The sequence below is a fragment of the Streptomyces umbrinus genome (assembly GCF_030817415.1).
Classification (GTDB): domain Bacteria; phylum Actinomycetota; class Actinomycetes; order Streptomycetales; family Streptomycetaceae; genus Streptomyces; species Streptomyces umbrinus_A.
Window position 1 is genome coordinate 2,464,414 of record NZ_JAUSZI010000002.1, and the last position, 19,316, is coordinate 2,483,729.

The following is a 19,316-nucleotide window of genomic DNA, read 5'->3' on the forward strand; positions in this document are numbered from 1 at the left end:
TCACTGTCCTCCTACGCGTAGTTCGTCGACGCGGCGTGCGTAGTCGGAGAGAACCGGATTGCCGAAGATCTCCTGCAATGCAATTTGGATCCCGAATGCTTCACGTACCCGCCCCGTGACCCGCGCGGCGACCAGTGAGTGTCCGCCGATCTTGAAGAAGTCGTCGCTCTGCGCGGGCGTCTGGCCGAGTAGAGCGCCCCAGATCCCGGCCACCGCGTCAAGCGTGCTCGCCGGCTCATCAAGCGGCTCTTCACCGGCCTGGGACGTGATCTTGGTGTCGGTTGCGACCACCTGGGCCAAGGCTGCCCTGTCGATCTTGGCACTGCTGTTGAGCGGCAGCTCATCCACGTACCGGAACACCCCGGGCACCATGTAAGTGGGCAGTGAACGGCTGAGCTCGGCTCGCAGGTAGCCTCCATCCGCGTCCCCGCACACCAACGCAACCAGCGATCCACCGAATTGGTCACCACGGACCACGACTGCAGCCTGCTTCACTCCGGGGAGGCTCAGCAACATCTGTTCAATCTCGGCCAATTCGATGCGGTGTCCGCGAAGGTTAACCTGGGTATCCCGACGCTCGACGTACTCGAGCCACCCGCGCCGATCCCAGCGGCAGATGTCCCCCGAGCGGTACCAGAGCGAGCAGTCCTCCGTGCGCTGGAACCGGTCGCGTGTAAGGCCATCGTCCCGCCAGTAACCGAGCGCCAGTACCGCGCCGCCGATCCACAGTTCTCCGCCCTCACCCGGCTCGGTGATCTCCGCACCAGTTGCGTCGACCAGGCGAACGGTCGCGCCTGAAATCGGTCGGCCAATGTTAGGGAACGAGCCGCAGTCACCCTTCCTGAGATCTTCACTGGCCGTTGTGACGACGGTCGCTTCTGTCGGCCCGTAGTGGTTGTGAACCGCCGCAGGGAAGTCAATGGGCGGATGGACACGCAGGCGGTCCCCGCCCGTATTCAGAAGCTGCAGAGTGGCGGGCGGATCGGGCAGTGTGATCAGCTGCTCCGCCAGGGGGGTACTGAGGAAACAGTGGTCGATGCGGCGGCTGGTCAAGAAGTCCCGGATCGTCAGTACGTCGGTGGTGGTGCGATCTTCGGGAAGTACGAGGGTTGCTCCGCTTGAGAGGGTCGCCCACACGTCCCATACCGTGGCGTCAAAGGCCAGGCCGGCGAATGCTCCGACCCGTATACCCGGCTTGGTGTCGTAGGTCCGCTGATGCCAGCCGACCAAATTTGCAAGACTTGAGTGGCCGACCTCCACCCCTTTGGGGGTGCCCGTGGATCCCGACGTGTAGATCACGTATGCGCAGGTGGTGAAGGCTTCGTCGGAACCCAACCCCGCGACACGGCTGACGTCCGGATGATGGACGGGAACACTCGTAGCCACGGCCGCCCCCTCACCCGTGGGCGCCAGGACGGCCAGGGGCCGAGCGTCCGTCAGGATCGCTTCCAGGCGACCGCCCGGAAGGCGGGGGTCGAGGGGCACGTATGCACAGCCCGCGCGCCAGATCCCCAACTGAACGATGATGCCCTCCGCGCCCCGCGGGTAGAGCACACCGAGGAGCCCGCCGGCCCGAAACTCCGATAGGTTCCGGAGCGAGGCGGCAACCGACCCTGACCTCTCCCAGAGCTGGGCGTACGTAACTTCCACGCTTGCCGTCTCGATGGCCACGGCGGTGGGCGTTCGGAGGGCCAACTGCTCCAGTAAGGCGGGGACGGGCGAGAGCGGCTCAGTTTGCGATGTCATCGGTGGTCTTCCTTTGTCAGCAGGACCTGGTACACGTCAGCAATCCGCCGCGCGATGTCTCGCCGTACCAGCCGGGCCTGAAAGGTCACTTCCACCCGAAGTCCGCCGTCGGGCTGCGGCCACGCCTCGCAGGCCAGTTCTGCCCGCGGCGCGGCCGGCGGTTGCGGCAGTGCACGGACGGTACATCCGTCGAGAGCCAATTCCCGGGCGGGGTTGCTCTGGTAGGCGAAAACGGTCTGATACAGCGGGTTCCGACCTGTACGCAGAGGAGCCAAGGCGGCCACCACCTCGTCGAACGCGACGTCCTGGCACGCCATAGCCGACTCGATCACCGAACACGTTCTGCGCATACGGTCCCCGAGCGAGCCGGGCTCATCAGCAGACGGGAGGCGCATGCACAGCATGTCCACTAGGCACGCCACTGCGCGGATCGCGTGTGCGCCACCCCGTCGCGCCACCGGAACTCCGATGCAGAAATCGTCCTGGCCGAGCACCTGGCGCAGGGCGGCGTCGTATCCGGTGAGAAGTGCCAGGAACAGTGTCCCTCCGCACTGCCGTGCATCCCGTGTCAGGCGCTCCACCTCACGGGTGTCGAGGGTGAAGCCGAAGACGCCCACCGGGTTGTCGTCCGTCGACCGCGGCCTCGCCAGGTTCAGTTCCGGTGCGCCGAGCAGGCTCGTCTTCCAGTGGTCCAGGTGGCGCTCCCGATCTGAGCGGCGTTGGACCGTCGCCTCTTCGAGGGCGAGTTCCGCCAGGGTGGGGGCGGGCCCATCGAAAGTCTCACGAATCCCGGCGATCCGGCTGCGATACGCAGTTGTCAGTTCCGAGACGAGCAGCGACTCGGACCAGCCGTCAAATGCGACGTGGTGCACCGTCAAACCGAGCAGTGTGCTGCCGCTCTCTGTTCGGACCACGGCACAGCGCCAGACCTCACCGGAGTGGATCGACAGAGGACGCAGCAGGGCTTCCCGCAGGGCCGATTCCGCCGGCTCGCCGTCGCTCCGCTGCCCCAGATCTGTGAGCGCGAAAGAGCTCCGTCCCGGATCCAGGTACGCAACCGGCCCGTCCCCCAGGCGGTAGGAGGCGCGCAGTGCCTCGTGACGTTCATGCAGGTCACCCGCGGCCCTTTCGAGAGCCACCAGGTCAACCGGACCGTCGATCGCCCAGGCCCTTCGGCACAACGCGGAGGTGTCAGCAGGGGACATCTCGTATGCCATGCAGAAGTGGGCTGGCATTCCTATGAGCGGAATCTCCTGCCCAATGGACGTCGTGGAAGCGCCGCGGACGGGCAACGCCATGGCGTGTCCCACCACTCGCCGCAGCCCATTGAGACTCGGGTCCCTCATGAAGTCCGAGACGGATACGCGAACGCCGAGTTGCGCCTGGATCCGGGCGCACAGCCGCATGGCATCCAGCGAGGTGCCCCCGAGTTCGGCCCAAGCTGTGTCGGGTGACCTGTGGTCGAGCTGCCCGTCGCCGGGCTGGAGGATTTCGTGGAAGAGGACCTCGATGCCCGTACCGGTCCGGGCCTTATCCGGCCCAAGCCTGGCCAGGAGCGCGCGGTGGTCGGTCTTGCCCTGAGCTGTCAATGGGAATGCGTTTAATTCCTCGATCAATTCCGGCACACAGTAGGCGGGAAGTGCCTCCCGAAGACGGTCAGTCAGCGTCGGCGACCCGGCTCGACGCCCTTCTGCCGACGCGGTGTAGAACAATGCGAGGCAGGTGACGGAGAGGTCAGCACCCTCGACAGGAATGACAACGGCTCGCTCAACTTCCGGCATAGCCTCGCAGACACTCTCAACCTCGGCCGGCTCGACCCGGTGGCCCCGGATCTTGACCTGCCGATCCGCACGGCCCAAGTAGTGGAGAATCCCGTCATCGTCGAGGAAGCCGCGGTCTCCCGTACGGTATAGACGGGCCTCGCCGTCTGCGGTCTGGACGGTCGTGAACCGCTTTTCGGTCTCCTCTGAGTTGGCGAGATATTCGATGGCCAGGCCTGCGCCGCCGATCCAGATCTCACCTGGCTCATCGGGGGCCGCCGGCACCTCGTCCCGCAGCACGAGAACCTGCGTGCGTGGCACCGGCCGTCCCAACGGAACACCATCGCTACTCCTGGTGTCAGCCAGCATTACCGTGTGTGTAGTTGCGAAGACGCAGCTCTCCACAGGTCCGTAGCCGTTGAGCAAAGTGATCGCGGGATGTGTGGTGAGGAATCGACAAACGTGAGCAGGCGAGAGACGTTCCCCACCGATGATCAGTCGTGACAGCCCCCGGAAGCAGTCGAGCTGCTCATCCACGAACAGGTTGAAGAGCGAGACGGTAAGCCAGGTCGTGTTCACCCCACGGTCGCGGATCATCCTGGACAGTGTTTCCGGGAGGAAGTATTCGCCGTCCGTGAGTACCGCCGTGCCTCCGCTGACCAACGGCCCCCATAGCTCTAGTGAGAAGGCGTCCCATGCCATCGCGGCAGCGACTGAGGTGACGCAGCCTGGCCCGAAGTCGGCAAAGCTCCCGGCAGTGAACAGTCTGGTGGTGGCACGGTGGGGAGATACCACGCCTTTCGGGTTTCCGGTGGTACCGGAGGTGAAGAAAACCGTCGAAGGCGCTTCTCCGCCGGTCACTGCGCCTTCCACAATCCGGCCGCTCTGGATCGCCACGGACACAGGTTGGGCATGCGTCACGACAACCGACGATCCGAGCTGGTGGACGAGCTCGGTCCGGCGTTCCTCCGGCCACCTCGGGTCCAGGACGGAATAAGCAGCACCAAGCTTCAGCAGGGCTAGCAGCGTCGCCACCAGCTCCGGTGAACGCGGGAGGAGAACCGGCACGAGGTCGCCTGGGCGGACACCGAGCGCCGCCAGCTCGGCAGCGTAGTCGTCCGCTGCCCGGGACAGCTCGGCGTACGTCAGAACTGTCTGGCCTTGGATCAGTGCCCTCTCGGCTGGCCTGTTTCGAGCTTGCTTGGCGAACGCCCCGTGGATGGTCTCGTCCTGCGTCAACATGGCTCGACCCGTATCTTGAGGCTTTCCAGCATGTTCACCCCGTTGTGCGAGCGGGTGACTGGCGGGGCCGCGAGACGGACAGAGGTCCAACGCGCCGCCAAAGCTGCGAGGACCACCTCGGTCTCCAGTCGGGCAAGGCCAGCACCGAGGCAGTAATGCGGCCCCTGCCCGAAGGTCAGTTGCCGCGGAATGCTCCGCCCAGGGGACAGGACATCGGGCTCGGCGAACAAGGACTCATCCCGGTTGGCCGCGCCGAGCATTAGGAGCACCAAGTCGCCAGCCTCGATGCGCTGTCCCCCCACCGTGACCGAGTGTGCGGCGATCCGGGCGACCTGCTGGACGGAGGTGTCGAATCTGAGTAATTCCTCCACCGTTGACGACGTGGCCTGATGGTTCAGGGAGCGCCATTTTCCCGAGTGGATCAGTGCTCGCACTGCTTTGCCGATGAATGTGGATGTGGTCTCGTATCCCGCGTATACCAGCAGGCTCGCGGTGGCCGGAACATCGGCCTGGTCAATCAGCCCGTCGCGAACGGCGTGCTGGAGAACTCGGAGGCCGCTGGTCTCCCGGGCTTCTCCACAGTCGAGCGCTTCCTCGATCACGTCCTCGATCTCCCGCAGAGCCCGATCTCCCCTCCTGACGACCTCAGGCTGGTAGTCGGCGATGAGCAGGGCTGCAATGTCCTGCGCCCATCCGTGCAACTGTGGAGCCACCGACTCTGAGAGGCCCAGGACGTGGCAGATGACCCGACTGGACAACGGAATGGCGAGGTCGGCCATCACGTCGAGGACGTCGTCCGTATCGTGAGCGGCGAGCAGTTCGGCCACCACACCCTCGACATAGGGGCGCACCTGAGAGATCCGCTCTGTCGTGAACACGGGAGCCATCAGTTTCCGAAGCGTTGCGTGGCCTCCACCGTCCTTGAACATGAACCATCGCCGCACGGTGTCCGACGTGCGCGACCTGCTCTCGCGGTCGCATGATCCGGACGAATGGAGTTCCGTCGTCCCCTGAGCTGGCCAGGCTGACGAAAGCGCGGGGCTCATCAGAAGACGTGACACATCTGCGAAACCCGTTACTACCCAAACGCCGAGCAGCTCGTCCTTGCGCACCGGAGCATCGGTCCGCCAAACCAAATAGTCCGCGCAGGGATCAGGCCGGATGGCTGCATTGTGCGCGTACGGGCACCGCGTCGGCGCGGTTTTCGTCAGTTTCATGCCACACCGACGCCCAGGACCTCGGACAGCTCCGCCGCCACGGTCCGGGAACGGAAGAGTTCGGTGGACGAACCCCCGACGCAATGAACCACCGAGCCGCGGCCTGCCTCCCACGTGCCGGAGTCGCTGAGGAAGACATGATCCGGGCACGGCATACCGAGGGGAGCTGAGACGGTGGACAGGACGAAGCTCAGCCAGGCGCGCTGCCCGGTGATCAGCTCCTCGGCGATGGTGCGGTCAAGATCGGGTGCGTTGCGCTCGATAAGCCCGGCAAGAAACGAACCCGCCCGCCGTAGTGCCTCGTTGGTGGACAAATCCGTAAGGTCAGGGAGAGCCTCGGTCGATGCCATGCCGCCTGTGGAGTACACCAGGTCCCGGAACAGGCTCTGCGGCGCCTGGCGACCCGGATACTCCGGGTCGAACAGGATCAGGGGGACTTTGGAGTCGCCCAAGGCAGCGACGATCCCCTGGGCCAGTGAGGCGGCCGAGCAGTAGGCGAGCACGGCCAAGGGGATCCCTGCCGTGTGCTTAATACGAGCGGCCCAGAACTCCACCTGTTCGGCGAACTCGAAGACTTTACCCTCTGTGCCTGGCAAGGCGAGCGGATCGACAACCAGCTGGCTCTCCGAGAGCTCTACCGGAACCAGTCCAGCAAAGCTCCTCGGGGGCACTTCGTTGGTGAATTCCATGACGACCAGGGACCGCCCCGAAGCCCTGGTGCCGGGTTGTAAGGTCATCGGGAGACTCCAAGCTGCCTGCATATCTTCTCTACCACGGTCTCTTCTGCGGTCTGCACGAAGAAGTGCCCGCCGGCCACCAGCTCGATGGCGAACGGACCTGTCGTGTAATCGCGCCACGGTTCCATGCCCGCCCGGTTGGCCGTCGTATCGTCTTCCCCATACAGGGCAAGGACCGGGCACTCCAGCCGACCGTCGCCGACAAAGCGATAGTGGTCGTAAATCGTGTAGTCCGCGCGGAGAGTCGGCGCGTACAGCTCCATGAGCTCGTCGTTCTCCAGCAGCTCAGTTGGCGTAGCTCCCTGTAGGCGCAGACGCTCCCTCAGTTCGTCGAACGGAAGGTCGTGCGTCTGTTCTTCAGGAGTGGCGAGGTGGGGTGCCGGTGACGCGGAGACGATGAGATGTCGCGGCTGCGACAAACCCTGCGACTGCCGGAACCTGATCAGTTCGTTGGCGACCAGAGCACCGAAGCAGTGACCGAAGATTGCGAATTCCCCATCGCGATCCCCCAGTATGCGAGAGAGATCCTGCAGCAGATCGGGGAGGTTGTTGATTGCTCGTTCCGCACCACGCGAACCGCGCCCTGGCAGCTCAAGTGGCACCAAATTCATCGGCCCCGGAAGCAGGTTGCGCCAAGCGTCAAACATCCGCGCCGAACAGCCCGCATACGGAAGACAATACAGGTCAATCTGCCCGGATGTCGGCCTGGATGGGGATGGCGCCAACTCTGAGATGGTCTTCAGCAGCCCCTCGACGCTGGGGGCTAGATGAATTCCTCTCAGCGGGATCTTGACACCCAGAGCCTCAGTGAGCTCACGCTGAATCTGGACGAGCAGAACAGAATTTCCCCCCGCATCAAAGAAGTTCTCTTGGTCGTCGGTTGGATACTCCTCGAGCGTCCGATACCACGCCCGAGCGATGAGGGACCTCACTGCCCCTACGGCACCCTCCTCGGTCATCTACTCCCCCCGTCGACTCTGGCTCGCTGCAACCGAGTTACGGACGGACACTGGCCAACCGGACGGGTGGAGGCCGTGCTGGCACACGAAGGCATACGCAAAGCGTTCGAGACCAAAGGCAACGCAGCCGGTATGGGCGATCTCACCGTCCGGCGTTCTGATGGAGAATGCCTCCCCCAATGCGCTGCCGTGCGCGTTAAAAGACACGGCAGCCACGGAGCGGCCACCGGCGACCGGCAGAATCAACTCGTATTTCAGCTGCATGAGACGCTGAGTCCAGATCTTCTCAGCCGTTCTGGCATTGCAGAAGAACGGGTCACTGGCAGTCTCCGCATGACCTGCGAGACCAAGCTCCTCGACGATGGCGAAGACCTCACGCATAAATGAGCTTCTGGCATCTGTGACGTGGTCGTCACTTCCGATGAACACCACCTCGCGCATGGTGAACTCCCACAGGCGTTCCAGCGACCGATGATACCGGGATTCATGCCGGAAGCAGCGACCACGCGCCGTTACCGACACCAGATCGGCGTCAAGGCATTTCCCGGCGCGCTGCTCGTAGACGTGATAGCAGACGGCCGGGGACAGCGTGTAGCCCAAGTGCGTACTGTGGTCGGCCACGGCACGGGAAACTGTCGCACCCGCGTCCTCGGCCGCGGTGGGGCCGCTCACCTGCTCCACGAAATCTTTGTAGGAATCCAATTCGCCGTGCAGTCGGCCGGCGAACACCAGGAACTGCGGGAAGGATGCGAGATAACCGCTACGGGCGAGTACCTCTGTGGGAATGAGACTGGGATACTGCTGTTCCAGCGCACCGAACGAGCGCTGCGCGGCAGCCTGGAAGAGACTGTCCAGATGAGAGGTGAGGGCTATGAAGGGCTCACCGAATCCGAACTGGCCTTCGCCTGATTGGGTCGCCATGCCCTGCTCGAGCATGCTGTCGAAGGTGTCGTCACGTATCGTCGCCGGGTAGCCGGAGCGCCATATCGGCTGGGCCATCACGGAACGCTGCGGCACGATCTCATCGGAGACAAGCCTGTCCAGCATGTGCTGCATCTTTGCTGCGTCCAACGGAACGCGCGTGGCGACCCGCACCGCACTGACAGCCTTGGCCTCGCCATCCATCTGCTCGACCAGCTCGAAGCTCTCGATATCCTCGGATACGAAGAATATGCGTTTGGATAGCTCTCCAGCGAGCTGCAAAGGAACAGTCTGGCTCAGCGGAATCGTGTACGCATACATACTCATTGTCTCCCGCGTCAGAGCAGAGTGACCTTCGGATCCAGCAACGCGAGAGCACCCGTGGCTGGCCACATACGGTCGTTGGAATGGTTGAGCCGGGCAGATCGAAGATCCCGGAAGTGACGCTCGAACTTGATGGGCGCGAGTCGACTGTAGCCACCGTTCATTCCGGCGAGCTGGACCATGCTGTCCGCCGCTTTGAACGTCAGCTCGGACGCCGCGAGTTTCAGCGTGTTCACGCGGAGGCGGGTGCGAATGTCGGACCAGGGCTGCGCCGCCGAGCGAGCAGCCGCGAGTTCGTCGCAAAGGCGCGTGAGGTAGGAGCTCACGAGGTCGAGGTCCACCCTGATCCGGGCCAGCCTCTCCCTCACGAGTTCCGAGTGGATGTCAGGGCCGCCGCGCCGCGTCGGGGAGCGAAGCCACCGCAGCAGATCGGAGAAGGCACCGCGGGCGCCCCCTAGCCAGCAGGCAGACCAACCCACATGAGCAAGTGGCACCATGCTCTCCCTGGCGATTTCCTCGAACCGCCCGGGCTCACCCACCACCTGGTCGGTTGGCACCGAGCCCGAGATCGTCATGCCCACACTCTCGGTTCCGCGCATACCCAGCGGATCCCAGTCTCCGTGCTCGCTGATGCACAACTGCTCACGCTCGGCGTACACGAGACTAACCTCGTGCGGCTGTGCTTCAGGCCTGGAGCGAAGTGTGATCAGAAAGGCGTCGGCGTGCCTTCCTCCAGTAACCACCGGCGCGCTTCGCTCGAAGCAGGCCTGGCCTTCGCGTGATGTGACCGGCGCCTCGGCCGTGAAGAGGTCGGCTCCCTTGCTCGCCTCTGTCGTAACTGAGGCAAGATAGATCTTGCCGTCAGCGATAGCAGGTAGTACCGCCTGCCGCAGCTTGCCCCCGCCGAAGCGGGACAGCCCGTCCACCTGAAATGCGTGCATCGTCCAGATAGCGGCAGTCGACATACACGCCGCCGCGAGCTGGCTGGCTATGTGCACGTAGATGTGAAGGTCATCGCCCAGCCCTCCATATTCGCGGGGTACGAACATCCCCATCAGTCCGGAGGCCCGCAGTGCAACCATGCTCTCAGCTGGGAACACGGCTTCTCGGTCTACGTGTTCCGAGTGTTCGCGCGCTGTCGCGAGAACGGGAGCCAACTCCGACTCGCATTCCGTAATGTTCATCGTTCTGCCGCGCCTAGGTTGATCCGCTGTGCTGCGAGGGCCCACAGGCTGCGCGGCGTAGAAGGGTCCTGGTAGTCCAACTCGTCGTCCAACAGCGGGCTGCCGTGGGCGGCTTTCAGATGAAGGGGAAATTCCACCTTCTTCAGGGAGTCCAGGCCGAGACTCATAAGTTCCTGGTCGGGGGCGATCGACGCTGGACTGGGGAGTCCGGGCAGAATCTGGCGCAGGACCTCGCCAAACGCTCCATCCCAGTGTTGTCGCCCCGCATTGTCGACTGCCATGCCAGTTCTCCTCCTGCTCTCTCAGGCGGTGCCCTGGACCGCCGGCTGTGGGCTAAATTGCGCGCAGAACCGTTCGCACCTATCCAATGCATAGTTGATGGAGCATCAGCGAGAGTTTCGAACCGCTTGAGAATATGGCCCAGCCAACTTGGCGCACATGAACACCAAATAGAATTTTCGCGCAAGGTAGCGTCGGCAGTTCGCCGTCAGTCGATCAACGCTCGAGCCTCAGATCCGTAAGGAGGCTCGCCAGTGGGGGTTAGTACAAGTGGAGACGCGGCCATGAGTCGCGAGCGCATATCGCCCTGCCACGAGAGATAACTGCCTTCAGCGGCGCCAGCGCTGTTGAGCCATGCCGGGTCAAGGTAGGAATCCAGTCCCAGTTCTTCGGTGATACCACTGCCGTACAGCATGTCGACATGGTGGCAGATCCATGCAATGGCCGGGCTGAGTCCGTGTTTACGCATAAGCGAGCATATCTCGTCCGCACGGTTCCGCCCAGAGCGTTCCCAGAACTTTTGGATGTCTGCAAACTGACTGAGTCGCAACACCCCCTCCTCGATAGTACGCTGGAACCAGCATTCACGGAAAAGGTGTAGTGCCAGAAATAGGAAGCCGTACGCAGTGCCCAGTGTGGGCAGCTTCTTTCGCGGAGCATCGGGATCGACCGGAACATGCTCCAGATCTGCCATAACCTCGTCCATGGGCAGCTGCCAGCGGCTGCCAAACCAGGTAAGGCTGAAGGCTACGTCGACCTTGAGGTACGGTATACCTGAGCCCACGTCGATGCGAAAGAAATGTGGCAGGTGGTCAGGATAGAGACGGTACGTAAGCCGCTTTTCTCGGGGAAGATCTACAAGTCGCTCTTCACTGAGATCATATGTCTTGGCGTCCTCATACCCGAGATCAAGTAGTACGTGCTGCACATCGGCCCTCTGTCCGGGCAGGACCATGAGATCAATGTCAGAGAAGAACCGGACTCCGCGGGAGTCGTAGAGAGCTGCCTGACAGACTATGCCCTTGTTGAAAGCAACTTTCAGGCCTCTGTCACTCAACGCCTGCGCGATGTGCTGAGCCTCACTCAGTAAGACGCCAATTTTATGGCGGTTCCATTCCAACGTGTGCTGCAGGAGGTGCTGAGTGCCGACCGGCATTACGTTCATGAGGTTGGCACGGCGCAAGAAGTCGGCGAGAGCAGGCACCAGACGGTGGCGCGCCGCGAGAGCGAGCAGGATATCGGGGTCGATTGAACACGTCGCCATGCGAGACGCCTCGTCGAATTTTTCACTGCCGGGGTCAGCGACGGAAATGGCTTCCAGTAGGCGCCACGCCTCTGCCCTGGCACTGTGGGCCAAAGCGATAGTGTCGGTGGACATCGGGTGCTGCTCCTTCCACTCGCGGCCAGAGATGAGGATCTCCAGCGGCCGAAGGCGACTCGGGAAACTAGGTGGCGATGGCCGGCGTACTTCGGATGGCCAAACCCTCCCGTCCGTTCCGTGTTGGCAGAAGAACGAGAAGGTCAGTCACTCACGAACGAAGCCGACACAAGCAGTATGTACGGTGTTGCCATCACGAGAGGTGATGTCGAGTGATTGCGCCGGGAACGTCGAATGAGCGGACAGATATCGTGCGGCCCTCCTCCGCAAAAAATGCAGTTCATCCTTGGGGGCCGTGGTCGTTGTGCCGATCCATACAGCGTGATCAGATCGCTGGCAATCACGAGTTCACACTGAGTCACTACCTCAAGTGTGCAAATTCAGGATCAGTGCCTCTGCATAGCTACAGCATTTTCACTCTGAATCATTTCACAGAAAAATCCTCGCCGACCATCTGCAGAATTTTCGAATTCGAATGATATTCATCCCAGGGACTTGCCAAAATGATATTTGAAACACCGCAGTCAATGTACCGTGCGAGATAGCTTGCAACCTCTTCGTAGGAGCCCACCAAGAATGGGGAATGTGATCCACCTGCCAGGATCGCACCAAGCCAAAAGACATCATCATGAGTCTCCTGGTCCGCCAGGTCGGCTAGTTCTCTCCGCCATACCGAGTCAGATGCCCGGCCATTCAACTTGACACCGATCTGCGCCGCACGACTAGAGGGAAAATAAAGTCGCGCAGCAGCCCTGGCTTCCGCCCGTGTATCTCGCGCAATCAAACCGATCCTGACGCCCATCTCGGCTTTTCCTTCGAGTGGCCCGGCAAAATCGCTGGAAAAATGACCAATCGGTTGCGGGTTTGTGACCGCGACCGCATTGTGCCGAATACTTAGGTCCTTGGCTGCGTCCGACGATCCAGCGATGAAAATCTTTGGGCTGAACGCAGCTTCCATTTCTGCAGCAAAGTAGCTAAGCTGATTGTAATCATATGTCTCTCCAGAATAGTCTAGCGGTGTTTCATTTGCGAGCAACCGTCCCAAAATTTCGAGATATTCATCCATGCGCTTAAATCTTGTATCGTGGTCCAAGGTATCCTGGACTTGATGCAACTCGCCTGGCGTTGAACCAATTACCATGTTCAGTGCAACACGGCGTCGATAAACATATCCGATAGTTGCCACCATTTTGGCCACTGCAAGTGGCGAAGAGTAATACGGCTGCACCGCTATCATAGGGACAAACTTGCTCGAATTTTGAATTACTATAGATGAGATCAGCCATGGGTCCGGCACTCGATGATTAAATTGGACGAGTGACCCGGAAAAACCGAGCCGTTCACAAATCGCGACAAGATTCAAATACTTCTTAACGTAGTCGTCAGTGGGGAACTCCCCCTCAATCGAGGCGTAAACTTCAATCGCCCTATTCATTCCACTGTCTACCTTCCTCGCTGATTCGTCACTCACGACATTGACCGCCAATGCAAGGCTCCGCCCGATCAGGCTGGTCGCCATAGCGCCGGCCTACCTAACGCCAGTCGATGCACTCGTCCGGCTTGGGCCGGCACCGTCCGCGCTTAAGCCCACACCGTCATAGATCTCCTCGCTGACCGTGCCCCAGGCTTGAGTCAGGCAGCCCTTCGCGAGGCTCATACCCCGTGTGTGCTGATCGACGGCAGCTCGCCGAGTGCGACCGGGTCTGCGATGGCCGCGCCAACCACTCCGGCAGCGTCTCCGCTACGGAGCGAACGAGACGCCAATAGCTGTTCGCTGTGAGACTCCCCAATCGCCTCACGAATAGGTTTCAGCGCTATCGAGTACTGGATAAGTTGATTCACCATCGATTCAAGCCGATTCTGCAAATCTTCTGAAAAGGACCGGATTTCCCTCCCCTCGACGACATAGTCACTATTGCGAGACACCGCTTGATATGGAATGGCCACACCATGCAACCCCCGTATCACGATACGCAGGTGATCGACCGGCTGCACGCTCCCAGTGCGGCCACTATTTCCACAGAGAGCCACCGGTTTATGTGCAAAGTGCTGAATTCCCAAATGGTCCAGAAAGCACTTGAGGACACCAGAGTAGGAATTATGGTAGATAGGTGTTGCCAGTACAAATGCGTCTGCCGCTTGAGCCTTCGTGACTATCTTGCGGATGACTGGATCTGGATGTTCCCGATGAAGCTGACGATCGGAGCTCGCATCCGGTATGGGTAGGCAAAGCTCGCTCAGATCGATAAATTCTGCTGAAATATTCAGTTGGTTCAGCATCTCAACCACTCGAGAGGTCATTGCGGCCGTCCGTGAAGGGCGTCCGAGGCTGCCTTGCACGCACAAGATTTCCATGCTATTCCAGTTTCGGATAGTCGCCTACATGGCCCCAAACCTCACTTGCATTCGCAGTGACGGGTCTGGCCTTCACTTAAATCTAAAGCCTAGGTGTTTGCCCGCCCCTCGGAAGAACCTGTTGCCGCGGATAGTGCAACCCTTTTTTTAGAGAGAACAGTGAGATTTTCCCTCTAGAAGGAGCACCTTGCAGGTAGCGCAATTCTAACTAGTCGTAGCGCTCCACCTCTAGCCGTCGGCGGCCGGCCCATTATTTCGTTTCTACCGGATGGATTTTTTGAGGTGGCGATAGAGGTCTGCTGCGATATCTGAAGCACACGCGTCCGGCTCCGAAATGATTGTCCATTTGTCCTCTCTTGCAAAATTGATCAAATTCTCTCGAACTTCCGACTGGTACTCCACGAATGCCTCCATAGGGCTCGTCGTCCCAATGTTCTTAGGACCTAGTTCACCAGCATTGAACGTCCCTAGCCTCGTTGCAGCAACCTTGGGGGGTACATCAAGGAGAAACTTATGATCAGCATCACTTACTTGGTCAAAGTGCTTCAGCACCTCATGCATACTATGCGCCCCATTGCTCGCCATACGCGCGGCAAATTTATAAAACCAACCATCAGCGACTACCGCATCGCCTGCGCGCAAGGCTGGAATCACCACATGGTGATCGATAATCGCATAGTAGCTACCGCGAAGTAGAATCCAGTGAAGGTCAGGCAACTCGTTGTACGGTGATTCGAGACCCTGGAGTTGAATTTTTCTCAAATTTTGGAGTTGCGCATTCGCGTACGGCCGCCGCGTTTGGGTGGAATTATGTTTTACGAAAATTGCAGAATGGCCCTCTTGTTGTAAGATATCTACAAGGGCAGCAGCTGTGGATGTTTTACCTGATCCGTCAATTCCAGAAATGCAGATAAACATTGAAATGCCCTTACGTGTTTTGCAGCCTTTAAGGCAAGGGGTTACGATTCGGTCATTCGCGAAGGTGCGAGTTCTCGGCCGTGGATCGTGGGCGACGCCTTTTTGGCGGTGATCGCAGTAGTCATGCTTGGACCACTTTAGAGAAGGCTTCCCAGAGGGAGGCCGGCGTAGTGAATATTCGGAAATCCAAGAGTTCGTCGGATATTTCTATCTCGTACTCGTGCTCCAGCTGCAACAGGAGCTGTACGAGTGTCAGCGAACTTGCACCAAGCGATTTAAGCTGCAGATCTGGCGCCAGTTCTATTTCAGAGCCGATGGCCGGGATGACATCCCTGAGTACTCGTTCGAAACGATCGTCCCATAGGCGCTCCACAATGGATACCTTTCCCTATTGACAGCTGACCCTGGCTGCTCTTGAACCGTCGTTGGCACTTGGAGGCTTTTCTTTCGAGCTAAAATGCCAGCAACGTTTTGAAGATTTTTCCGAACCCATCGCTTCCGGAACACGGCCTCCCCGCCCTGCCCGTAGTCAGTTCCCGACTACGGGCAGGCAATCCGACTTAGTTCCTTGGTGATCTTCGAAAGTTCTCCGACCGTCAACGCAGAACTATGTCGTTCGAGGGTGGGTTCCCCTTCGGCTACCACTGTGTTCTCCTCGGTCTCGGGAGGGCCGGTCAACACTAGTGACGCTGTCATCGGAGAATTGGCCTTGATCGTGTGGAAGGCTCCTGGGCGCAGTAGATACGAGAACCCATCGAGCATGACGAACTGTGCGGTGAGCACAGGAGTGGCGTATCCCGTGTGCTGCAGGGTGTAGCTTTTCCCATGATGCTGACTGGAATATTGGTAGCGCCCAAAGGTTCCTCCGTCTTCTATCCGATAGAGGCACTGCTCCAACTCGCCACACAGAATGGCGGATCTGAACGACCATCTATGCGAATGAACATGCCCCTCATCACCGGCTTCGGCGTCCATCCAGACATGAAGACGCAGCGCACTGCCGTCTGGGAAGTTATTCAGCACGATCTTTGCGAATCCGTTGGTGTGCAGGTAGCTACGCTCGCACAGTTCATGGAGTTCAGAGTTCGACATGGAGCTGATACGCCGCAATACCCGATCTGAATCCGGCAACGGTTTGAGGTGAATGGGCGTTTCAAGCGTTCCGGTTGTCACGGCTCGGTTTCGCATACCGCTCACTTCGCCCCCTTCTAGGTTTCGAGAGAATTAAGCTTGATTGATCGAAAATCAGCTTGGCACGAGGGCATTCGATGCACATATGAAGCACGTATGAGGTACGTATCCTCAGGGAAAGCGGGGGACGCGCTGATCGTTATAGCGGTTACGATCAGGACGATGTGAAGCCGGTGAATCCATTGGCGTGCAGCAAGGGGGTACGCGGGTGGGGGGTGTTGACCAACGGTTCCGCGTGCTCGTGGCCGCTACCGCTGTGTCCGCTTACGGCAATTATCTGAACCTGATCACACTGAGCCTGTTCTCGTACGAAGTCACCGGCACTGCGTTCGGTGTCGGTGCGGTGATGGCGACACGTATGGCCTCCGGTTTCCTCGCCGGGCTTGCCGCCGGGGCGCTGTCCGCGAAAGTCACCCGCCGGACCATGATGATCTGCGTGGATGTCGCTCAGGGCAGCATCATGGGCGTGCTGGCGCTTTGCGCCTCGCACACACCGCTGTTCCTTCTCCTCGGAGCGGTCGTGGTCCTGGGCGCGGGCAACACGCTCTTCACCGTGGCCCTGCGCAGTGCGGTTCCGCTCATGGTTGGCCAGGAAGCCCGTTCTCTCGCGAACGGGCTGCTGGTCACGGCGCGGTCTTTGGCGACCGTGCTCGGCTTCGCCTCGGCGGCTCCGGTCGTCGGGTTCGGCGGCTACGCACTCGCGTTCGCCATGAACGGTATGAGTTTCGCGGTGTCTGCCGCAGCTCTGCTGGTGCTGCGACCGCGCACGGACAGTGAGGCGGACGGCGCATCGGCAGGGTCGGACAGCCGAGGAAGCGCCGGATCCCTCTCCCTCGTGCGGCGCGGTATGGCGGGCCTCCCCGTCCTCTTGCTCGGCATGATCGTGCTGAGGGGCGTCGACGCCCTGGCGTCCTCCTCGCACAATGTCGCCCTGCCCCTCGTCGCACACGCCTCCGCCCCGTCCGAGCCGGCGGTGTTCATGACGCAGTTCTGGGCCGTGTGGGCGGTGGGAACCGTGCTGGCCCACCAGATGCTCAAACTCAGGCAGAGCGAGGCGGTGAGGGGTGAGCGTGCATTCGCGGTCGGCACCTGCGCGATGTCGCTCTCCTTCGTAGCAGCGTTCACCGAATCGCCCACTTGGGCACTGATGGCGGCAGCCGTGTCAGCGGGCTTTGCGGACGGTTGTACCGAGATCATCTACACCTCGCGCCTGCAAGCCGCCCCGGACCGGCAGCGCGGTCTCTTGTTCGGGCTGTCAGCCACGGCGGAGCAGTTCGGGTTCGCGCTGGGCACGGTGACTGCCGCGGCGGCTCTCGAGGTACTGACCGCCTTGGCCGTCGTGGGCATCTTCCACGGTACGGCGGTGTGCGGAGCCCTGGGCCTTCTGCTGGTCTCCGCACACCGCCGCAGCACCGGGCCGGCCAAATCGTCCACAAATGCACTAGAGAGTCAGGGAGAGGACTGTCCAATCGTGACGTCAAGCTGCTCCGGCAATGAGAGGTGAACTATGGGTGCACGCTCCTTCACGGATCATCGCCCACAGAACGTTGAGCGTGCGGCGGGCACGAGCCAGCAGAGCCTGATTGTGGCCCTTCCTCTCGCTGCGCTTGCGCTCGTAATACGCCTTGGAGGCGGGGCAGGTCGTAAGGCTGACCATCGCCGGGAGGTACTTCAACCAGAGCAAGTCGCAACGACATCGCTTGGGTCTGCGCAGGTTGCCGCTGACGCGTCCGGAGTCGCGGGGCCTGAGGGCCAGGCCCGCGAAACCGGCCATCCGGTCGGCGCAGTCGAAGGCGTCCATGTCACCGCCAGTCGCGGCGATGAACTCGGCACCGATCTCGGGGCCCATGCCGGGAAGGCTGCGGATCATCTCCACCAGACCGTCCTGGGACTTCGCCTGGCCCATGACAGCGCCCGCCTGGACCGTGCAGGCTGCGGCCTCGGCGTCAATGGCGTCGTTCTTGCCGCCGGCTGGGCGCCGGGTCTGGCGGGACGGCCGGATGACCTCCACCACGTCCATCCTCTGTCTGCGCAAGCAGCGGGTCAGCCCGGCGCCGTAAGCACCCGTGCCCTCCGCCCCGAACCGATAAGGAATGGCGAATGTACGTACCCATCCCAAAAGGGCGCGGCGCCCGTGCGCGGCGGTCGCAACACTGATCACGTCCAGCTTTCGGCCGAACTGGTCCAGTGCAGCAGCGACGTGCACGTCAACGTACGTGTCGATCCCTACCGTGACGAGTACCTCGTCCACCCTCGTAACCCCGGCCTTGCTCACCGTCGCTCCTCGCACCGCGCCGACGGCCCAGCGGTGCTGGCCGAAGCAGCGCGGCCAAGACTGCGATGGGATGCCTCAAGCCCCGATCAGCGCACAGCGCACCCGACCGGCACCGCGAAGCGGTGTACTCTGGCTGGCTTCGACGTCGGCGATCGGGCCCCACCGAATTGGCCATCGCTGGCGCCGACGGGTGTTCGATGACGGTCCGCGGTGGCCCCACCTCGTGGGCCGTATCTGCAGGCGAGCGGTAGTGGGGCCACTTCGGGACGTTACGCGCCGCTTGCCGTCCAGGTGGGGCCAGGTGGCCAATATCGAGGGGCCGCTGACAGACGTCACAGCCACTTCGGCTGGCCAACGCGTCGCTAACAAGGCGCGGAGCCGATCTGTCTTTGGGTCCGAGCAGCCGGAGTACACCGCGGACTCGATGATGCTCTCAGTCAGTCTTGCCCCCGCAGCGGTAGGTGACCGAAGCCCGGTGAACCGCCAGGCCGGTGAGGTAGGCCATCAGCTGACCACGACCGAGGAGCAGGCCGCTCAGCACGGCGGCGGCGCCGTGGTTGATGTCGACGGCCCACAGCACGTCGGTGGATATCACCAGGACGTCGCCGATGAGCTGAAGCAGCGCGGTCTCGTCGTTCAGAACAGGGCGGGACAGCAGCCGTTCGCCGTCCGCGTTGATCACCACTCAGTGGTGAAGTTCCTTACCAATGTCCTCCCCGGCCCGGCTCTCGGGCGGGGGCACCTCCGCAAGCTCGCCGTCTCACCTTCTACCCGCAGGCGACTTCGCCGACGTTGTCCTACAACAGCGATCGAGTCGCGTCTCCCAAGCG

Annotated in this window: 16 protein-coding genes and 2 pseudogenes; 1 reads left to right on the top strand and 17 read right to left on the bottom strand. The window is 61.4% G+C overall.

Translation table 11 applies throughout. The features are described from left to right. From QF035_RS11415 to QF035_RS11475, 14 genes are all read right to left on the bottom strand, one after another. Window positions 1–1,746, bottom strand: coding sequence for a non-ribosomal peptide synthetase (locus QF035_RS11415; RefSeq protein WP_307520012.1), 1,746 nt, complete (start codon window positions 1,744–1,746; stop codon window positions 1–3). After that, window positions 1,743–4,748, bottom strand: a complete 3,006-nt coding sequence (locus tag QF035_RS11420) for an AMP-binding protein (protein ID WP_307520014.1) — start codon at window positions 4,746–4,748, stop codon at window positions 1,743–1,745. Before QF035_RS11420 ends, QF035_RS11415 begins: the two co-directional genes overlap by 4 nt. Then, on the bottom strand, window positions 4,742–5,860 hold the full coding sequence (locus QF035_RS11425; RefSeq protein WP_307520016.1) for a cytochrome P450: 1,119 nt from the start codon (window positions 5,858–5,860) through the stop codon (window positions 4,742–4,744). Before QF035_RS11425 ends, QF035_RS11420 begins: the two co-directional genes overlap by 7 nt. Before the next feature lie 101 nt (window positions 5,861–5,961). Then, window positions 5,962–6,654, bottom strand: coding sequence for a hypothetical protein (locus QF035_RS11430; protein ID WP_307520018.1), 693 nt, complete (start codon window positions 6,652–6,654; stop codon window positions 5,962–5,964). 44 nt (window positions 6,655–6,698) lie between these two features. Continuing rightward, window positions 6,699–7,661, bottom strand: a complete 963-nt coding sequence (locus QF035_RS11435) for an alpha/beta fold hydrolase (protein ID WP_307520019.1) — start codon at window positions 7,659–7,661, stop codon at window positions 6,699–6,701. Beyond that, window positions 7,662–8,903 (bottom strand): hypothetical protein, encoded by a 1,242-nt coding sequence (locus QF035_RS11440; protein ID WP_307520021.1) that lies wholly within the window; start codon window positions 8,901–8,903, stop codon window positions 7,662–7,664. A 17-nt stretch (window positions 8,904–8,920) separates the two neighbouring features. Beyond that, a complete protein-coding gene (locus QF035_RS11445) occupies window positions 8,921–10,090 on the bottom strand; it encodes an acyl-CoA dehydrogenase family protein (protein WP_307520022.1) in 1,170 nt (389 codons plus the stop codon). Then, window positions 10,087–10,371: a phosphopantetheine-binding protein gene (locus QF035_RS11450; protein ID WP_307520024.1), complete on the bottom strand. Its 285-nt coding sequence runs from the start codon at window positions 10,369–10,371 to the stop codon at window positions 10,087–10,089. The genes QF035_RS11445 and QF035_RS11450 overlap by 4 nt, the downstream gene beginning before the upstream one ends. Before the next feature lie 206 nt (window positions 10,372–10,577). Next, window positions 10,578–11,747: a nucleotidyltransferase family protein gene (locus QF035_RS11455; protein WP_307520025.1), complete on the bottom strand. Its 1,170-nt coding sequence runs from the start codon at window positions 11,745–11,747 to the stop codon at window positions 10,578–10,580. 424 nt (window positions 11,748–12,171) lie between these two features. Further along, complete coding sequence (locus tag QF035_RS11460; protein WP_307520026.1) at window positions 12,172–13,266, bottom strand: LLM class flavin-dependent oxidoreductase; 1,095 nt, start codon at window positions 13,264–13,266, stop codon at window positions 12,172–12,174. A gap of 134 nt (window positions 13,267–13,400) precedes the next feature. Then, window positions 13,401–14,102: an NADPH-dependent FMN reductase gene (locus QF035_RS11465; protein ID WP_307520028.1), complete on the bottom strand. Its 702-nt coding sequence runs from the start codon at window positions 14,100–14,102 to the stop codon at window positions 13,401–13,403. A gap of 261 nt (window positions 14,103–14,363) precedes the next feature. Then, on the bottom strand, window positions 14,364–15,020 hold the full coding sequence (locus QF035_RS11470; RefSeq protein ID WP_307520030.1) for a dTMP kinase: 657 nt from the start codon (window positions 15,018–15,020) through the stop codon (window positions 14,364–14,366). 121 nt (window positions 15,021–15,141) lie between these two features. After that, complete coding sequence (locus QF035_RS55735; RefSeq protein WP_373466634.1) at window positions 15,142–15,393, bottom strand: phosphopantetheine-binding protein; 252 nt, start codon at window positions 15,391–15,393, stop codon at window positions 15,142–15,144. A gap of 167 nt (window positions 15,394–15,560) precedes the next feature. Beyond that, entirely contained in the window at window positions 15,561–16,217 is a 657-nt protein-coding gene (locus QF035_RS11475; protein ID WP_307520031.1) for a hypothetical protein, read from the bottom strand. A 202-nt stretch (window positions 16,218–16,419) separates the two neighbouring features. Between QF035_RS11475 and QF035_RS11480 the strand changes: the two genes are divergently transcribed. Next, complete coding sequence (locus QF035_RS11480; protein ID WP_307531051.1) at window positions 16,420–17,715, top strand: MFS transporter; 1,296 nt, start codon at window positions 16,420–16,422, stop codon at window positions 17,713–17,715. On the opposite strand, the pseudogene QF035_RS56250 reads toward QF035_RS11480, so the two are convergent. The 3 genes and pseudogenes from QF035_RS56250 to QF035_RS11490 all read right to left on the bottom strand — a co-directional run. Next, window positions 17,689–18,084, bottom strand: a pseudogene (locus QF035_RS56250) (transposase); the annotation flags it as partial. The gene QF035_RS11480 and the pseudogene QF035_RS56250 sit on opposite strands and share 27 nt — an antisense overlap. A gap of 45 nt (window positions 18,085–18,129) precedes the next feature. Beyond that, window positions 18,130–18,501: pseudogene (locus tag QF035_RS56255) on the bottom strand (IS110 family transposase); the annotation flags it as partial. Window positions 18,502–18,919: 418 nt separating this feature from the next. Next, window positions 18,920–19,171 (bottom strand): IS110 family transposase, encoded by a 252-nt coding sequence (locus QF035_RS11490; protein ID WP_307520033.1) that lies wholly within the window; start codon window positions 19,169–19,171, stop codon window positions 18,920–18,922. Window positions 19,172–19,316: the final 145 nt, after the last annotated feature.

Excerpts from the sequence above, each read along its gene's own strand:
- QF035_RS11445 (WP_307520022.1), bottom strand. The coding sequence starts at position 10,090 with ATGAACATTACGGAATGCGAGTCGGAGTTGGCTCCCGTTCTCGCGACA.
- QF035_RS11440 (WP_307520021.1), bottom strand. The coding sequence starts at position 8,903 with ATGTATGCGTACACGATTCCGCTGAGCCAGACTGTTCCTTTGCAGCTC.
- QF035_RS11455 (WP_307520025.1), bottom strand. The coding sequence starts at position 11,747 with ATGTCCACCGACACTATCGCTTTGGCCCACAGTGCCAGGGCAGAGGCG.
- QF035_RS11435 (WP_307520019.1), bottom strand. The coding sequence starts at position 7,661 with ATGACCGAGGAGGGTGCCGTAGGGGCAGTGAGGTCCCTCATCGCTCGG.
- QF035_RS11420 (WP_307520014.1), bottom strand. The coding sequence starts at position 4,748 with ATGTTGACGCAGGACGAGACCATCCACGGGGCGTTCGCCAAGCAAGCT.
- QF035_RS11460 (WP_307520026.1), bottom strand. The coding sequence starts at position 13,266 with ATGGCGACCAGCCTGATCGGGCGGAGCCTTGCATTGGCGGTCAATGTC.
- QF035_RS11450 (WP_307520024.1), bottom strand. The coding sequence starts at position 10,371 with ATGGCAGTCGACAATGCGGGGCGACAACACTGGGATGGAGCGTTTGGC.
- QF035_RS11415 (WP_307520012.1), bottom strand. The coding sequence starts at position 1,746 with ATGACATCGCAAACTGAGCCGCTCTCGCCCGTCCCCGCCTTACTGGAG.
- QF035_RS11465 (WP_307520028.1), bottom strand. The coding sequence starts at position 14,102 with ATGGAAATCTTGTGCGTGCAAGGCAGCCTCGGACGCCCTTCACGGACG.
- QF035_RS11430 (WP_307520018.1), bottom strand. The coding sequence starts at position 6,654 with ATGGAATTCACCAACGAAGTGCCCCCGAGGAGCTTTGCTGGACTGGTT.
- QF035_RS11470 (WP_307520030.1), bottom strand. The coding sequence starts at position 15,020 with ATGTTTATCTGCATTTCTGGAATTGACGGATCAGGTAAAACATCCACA.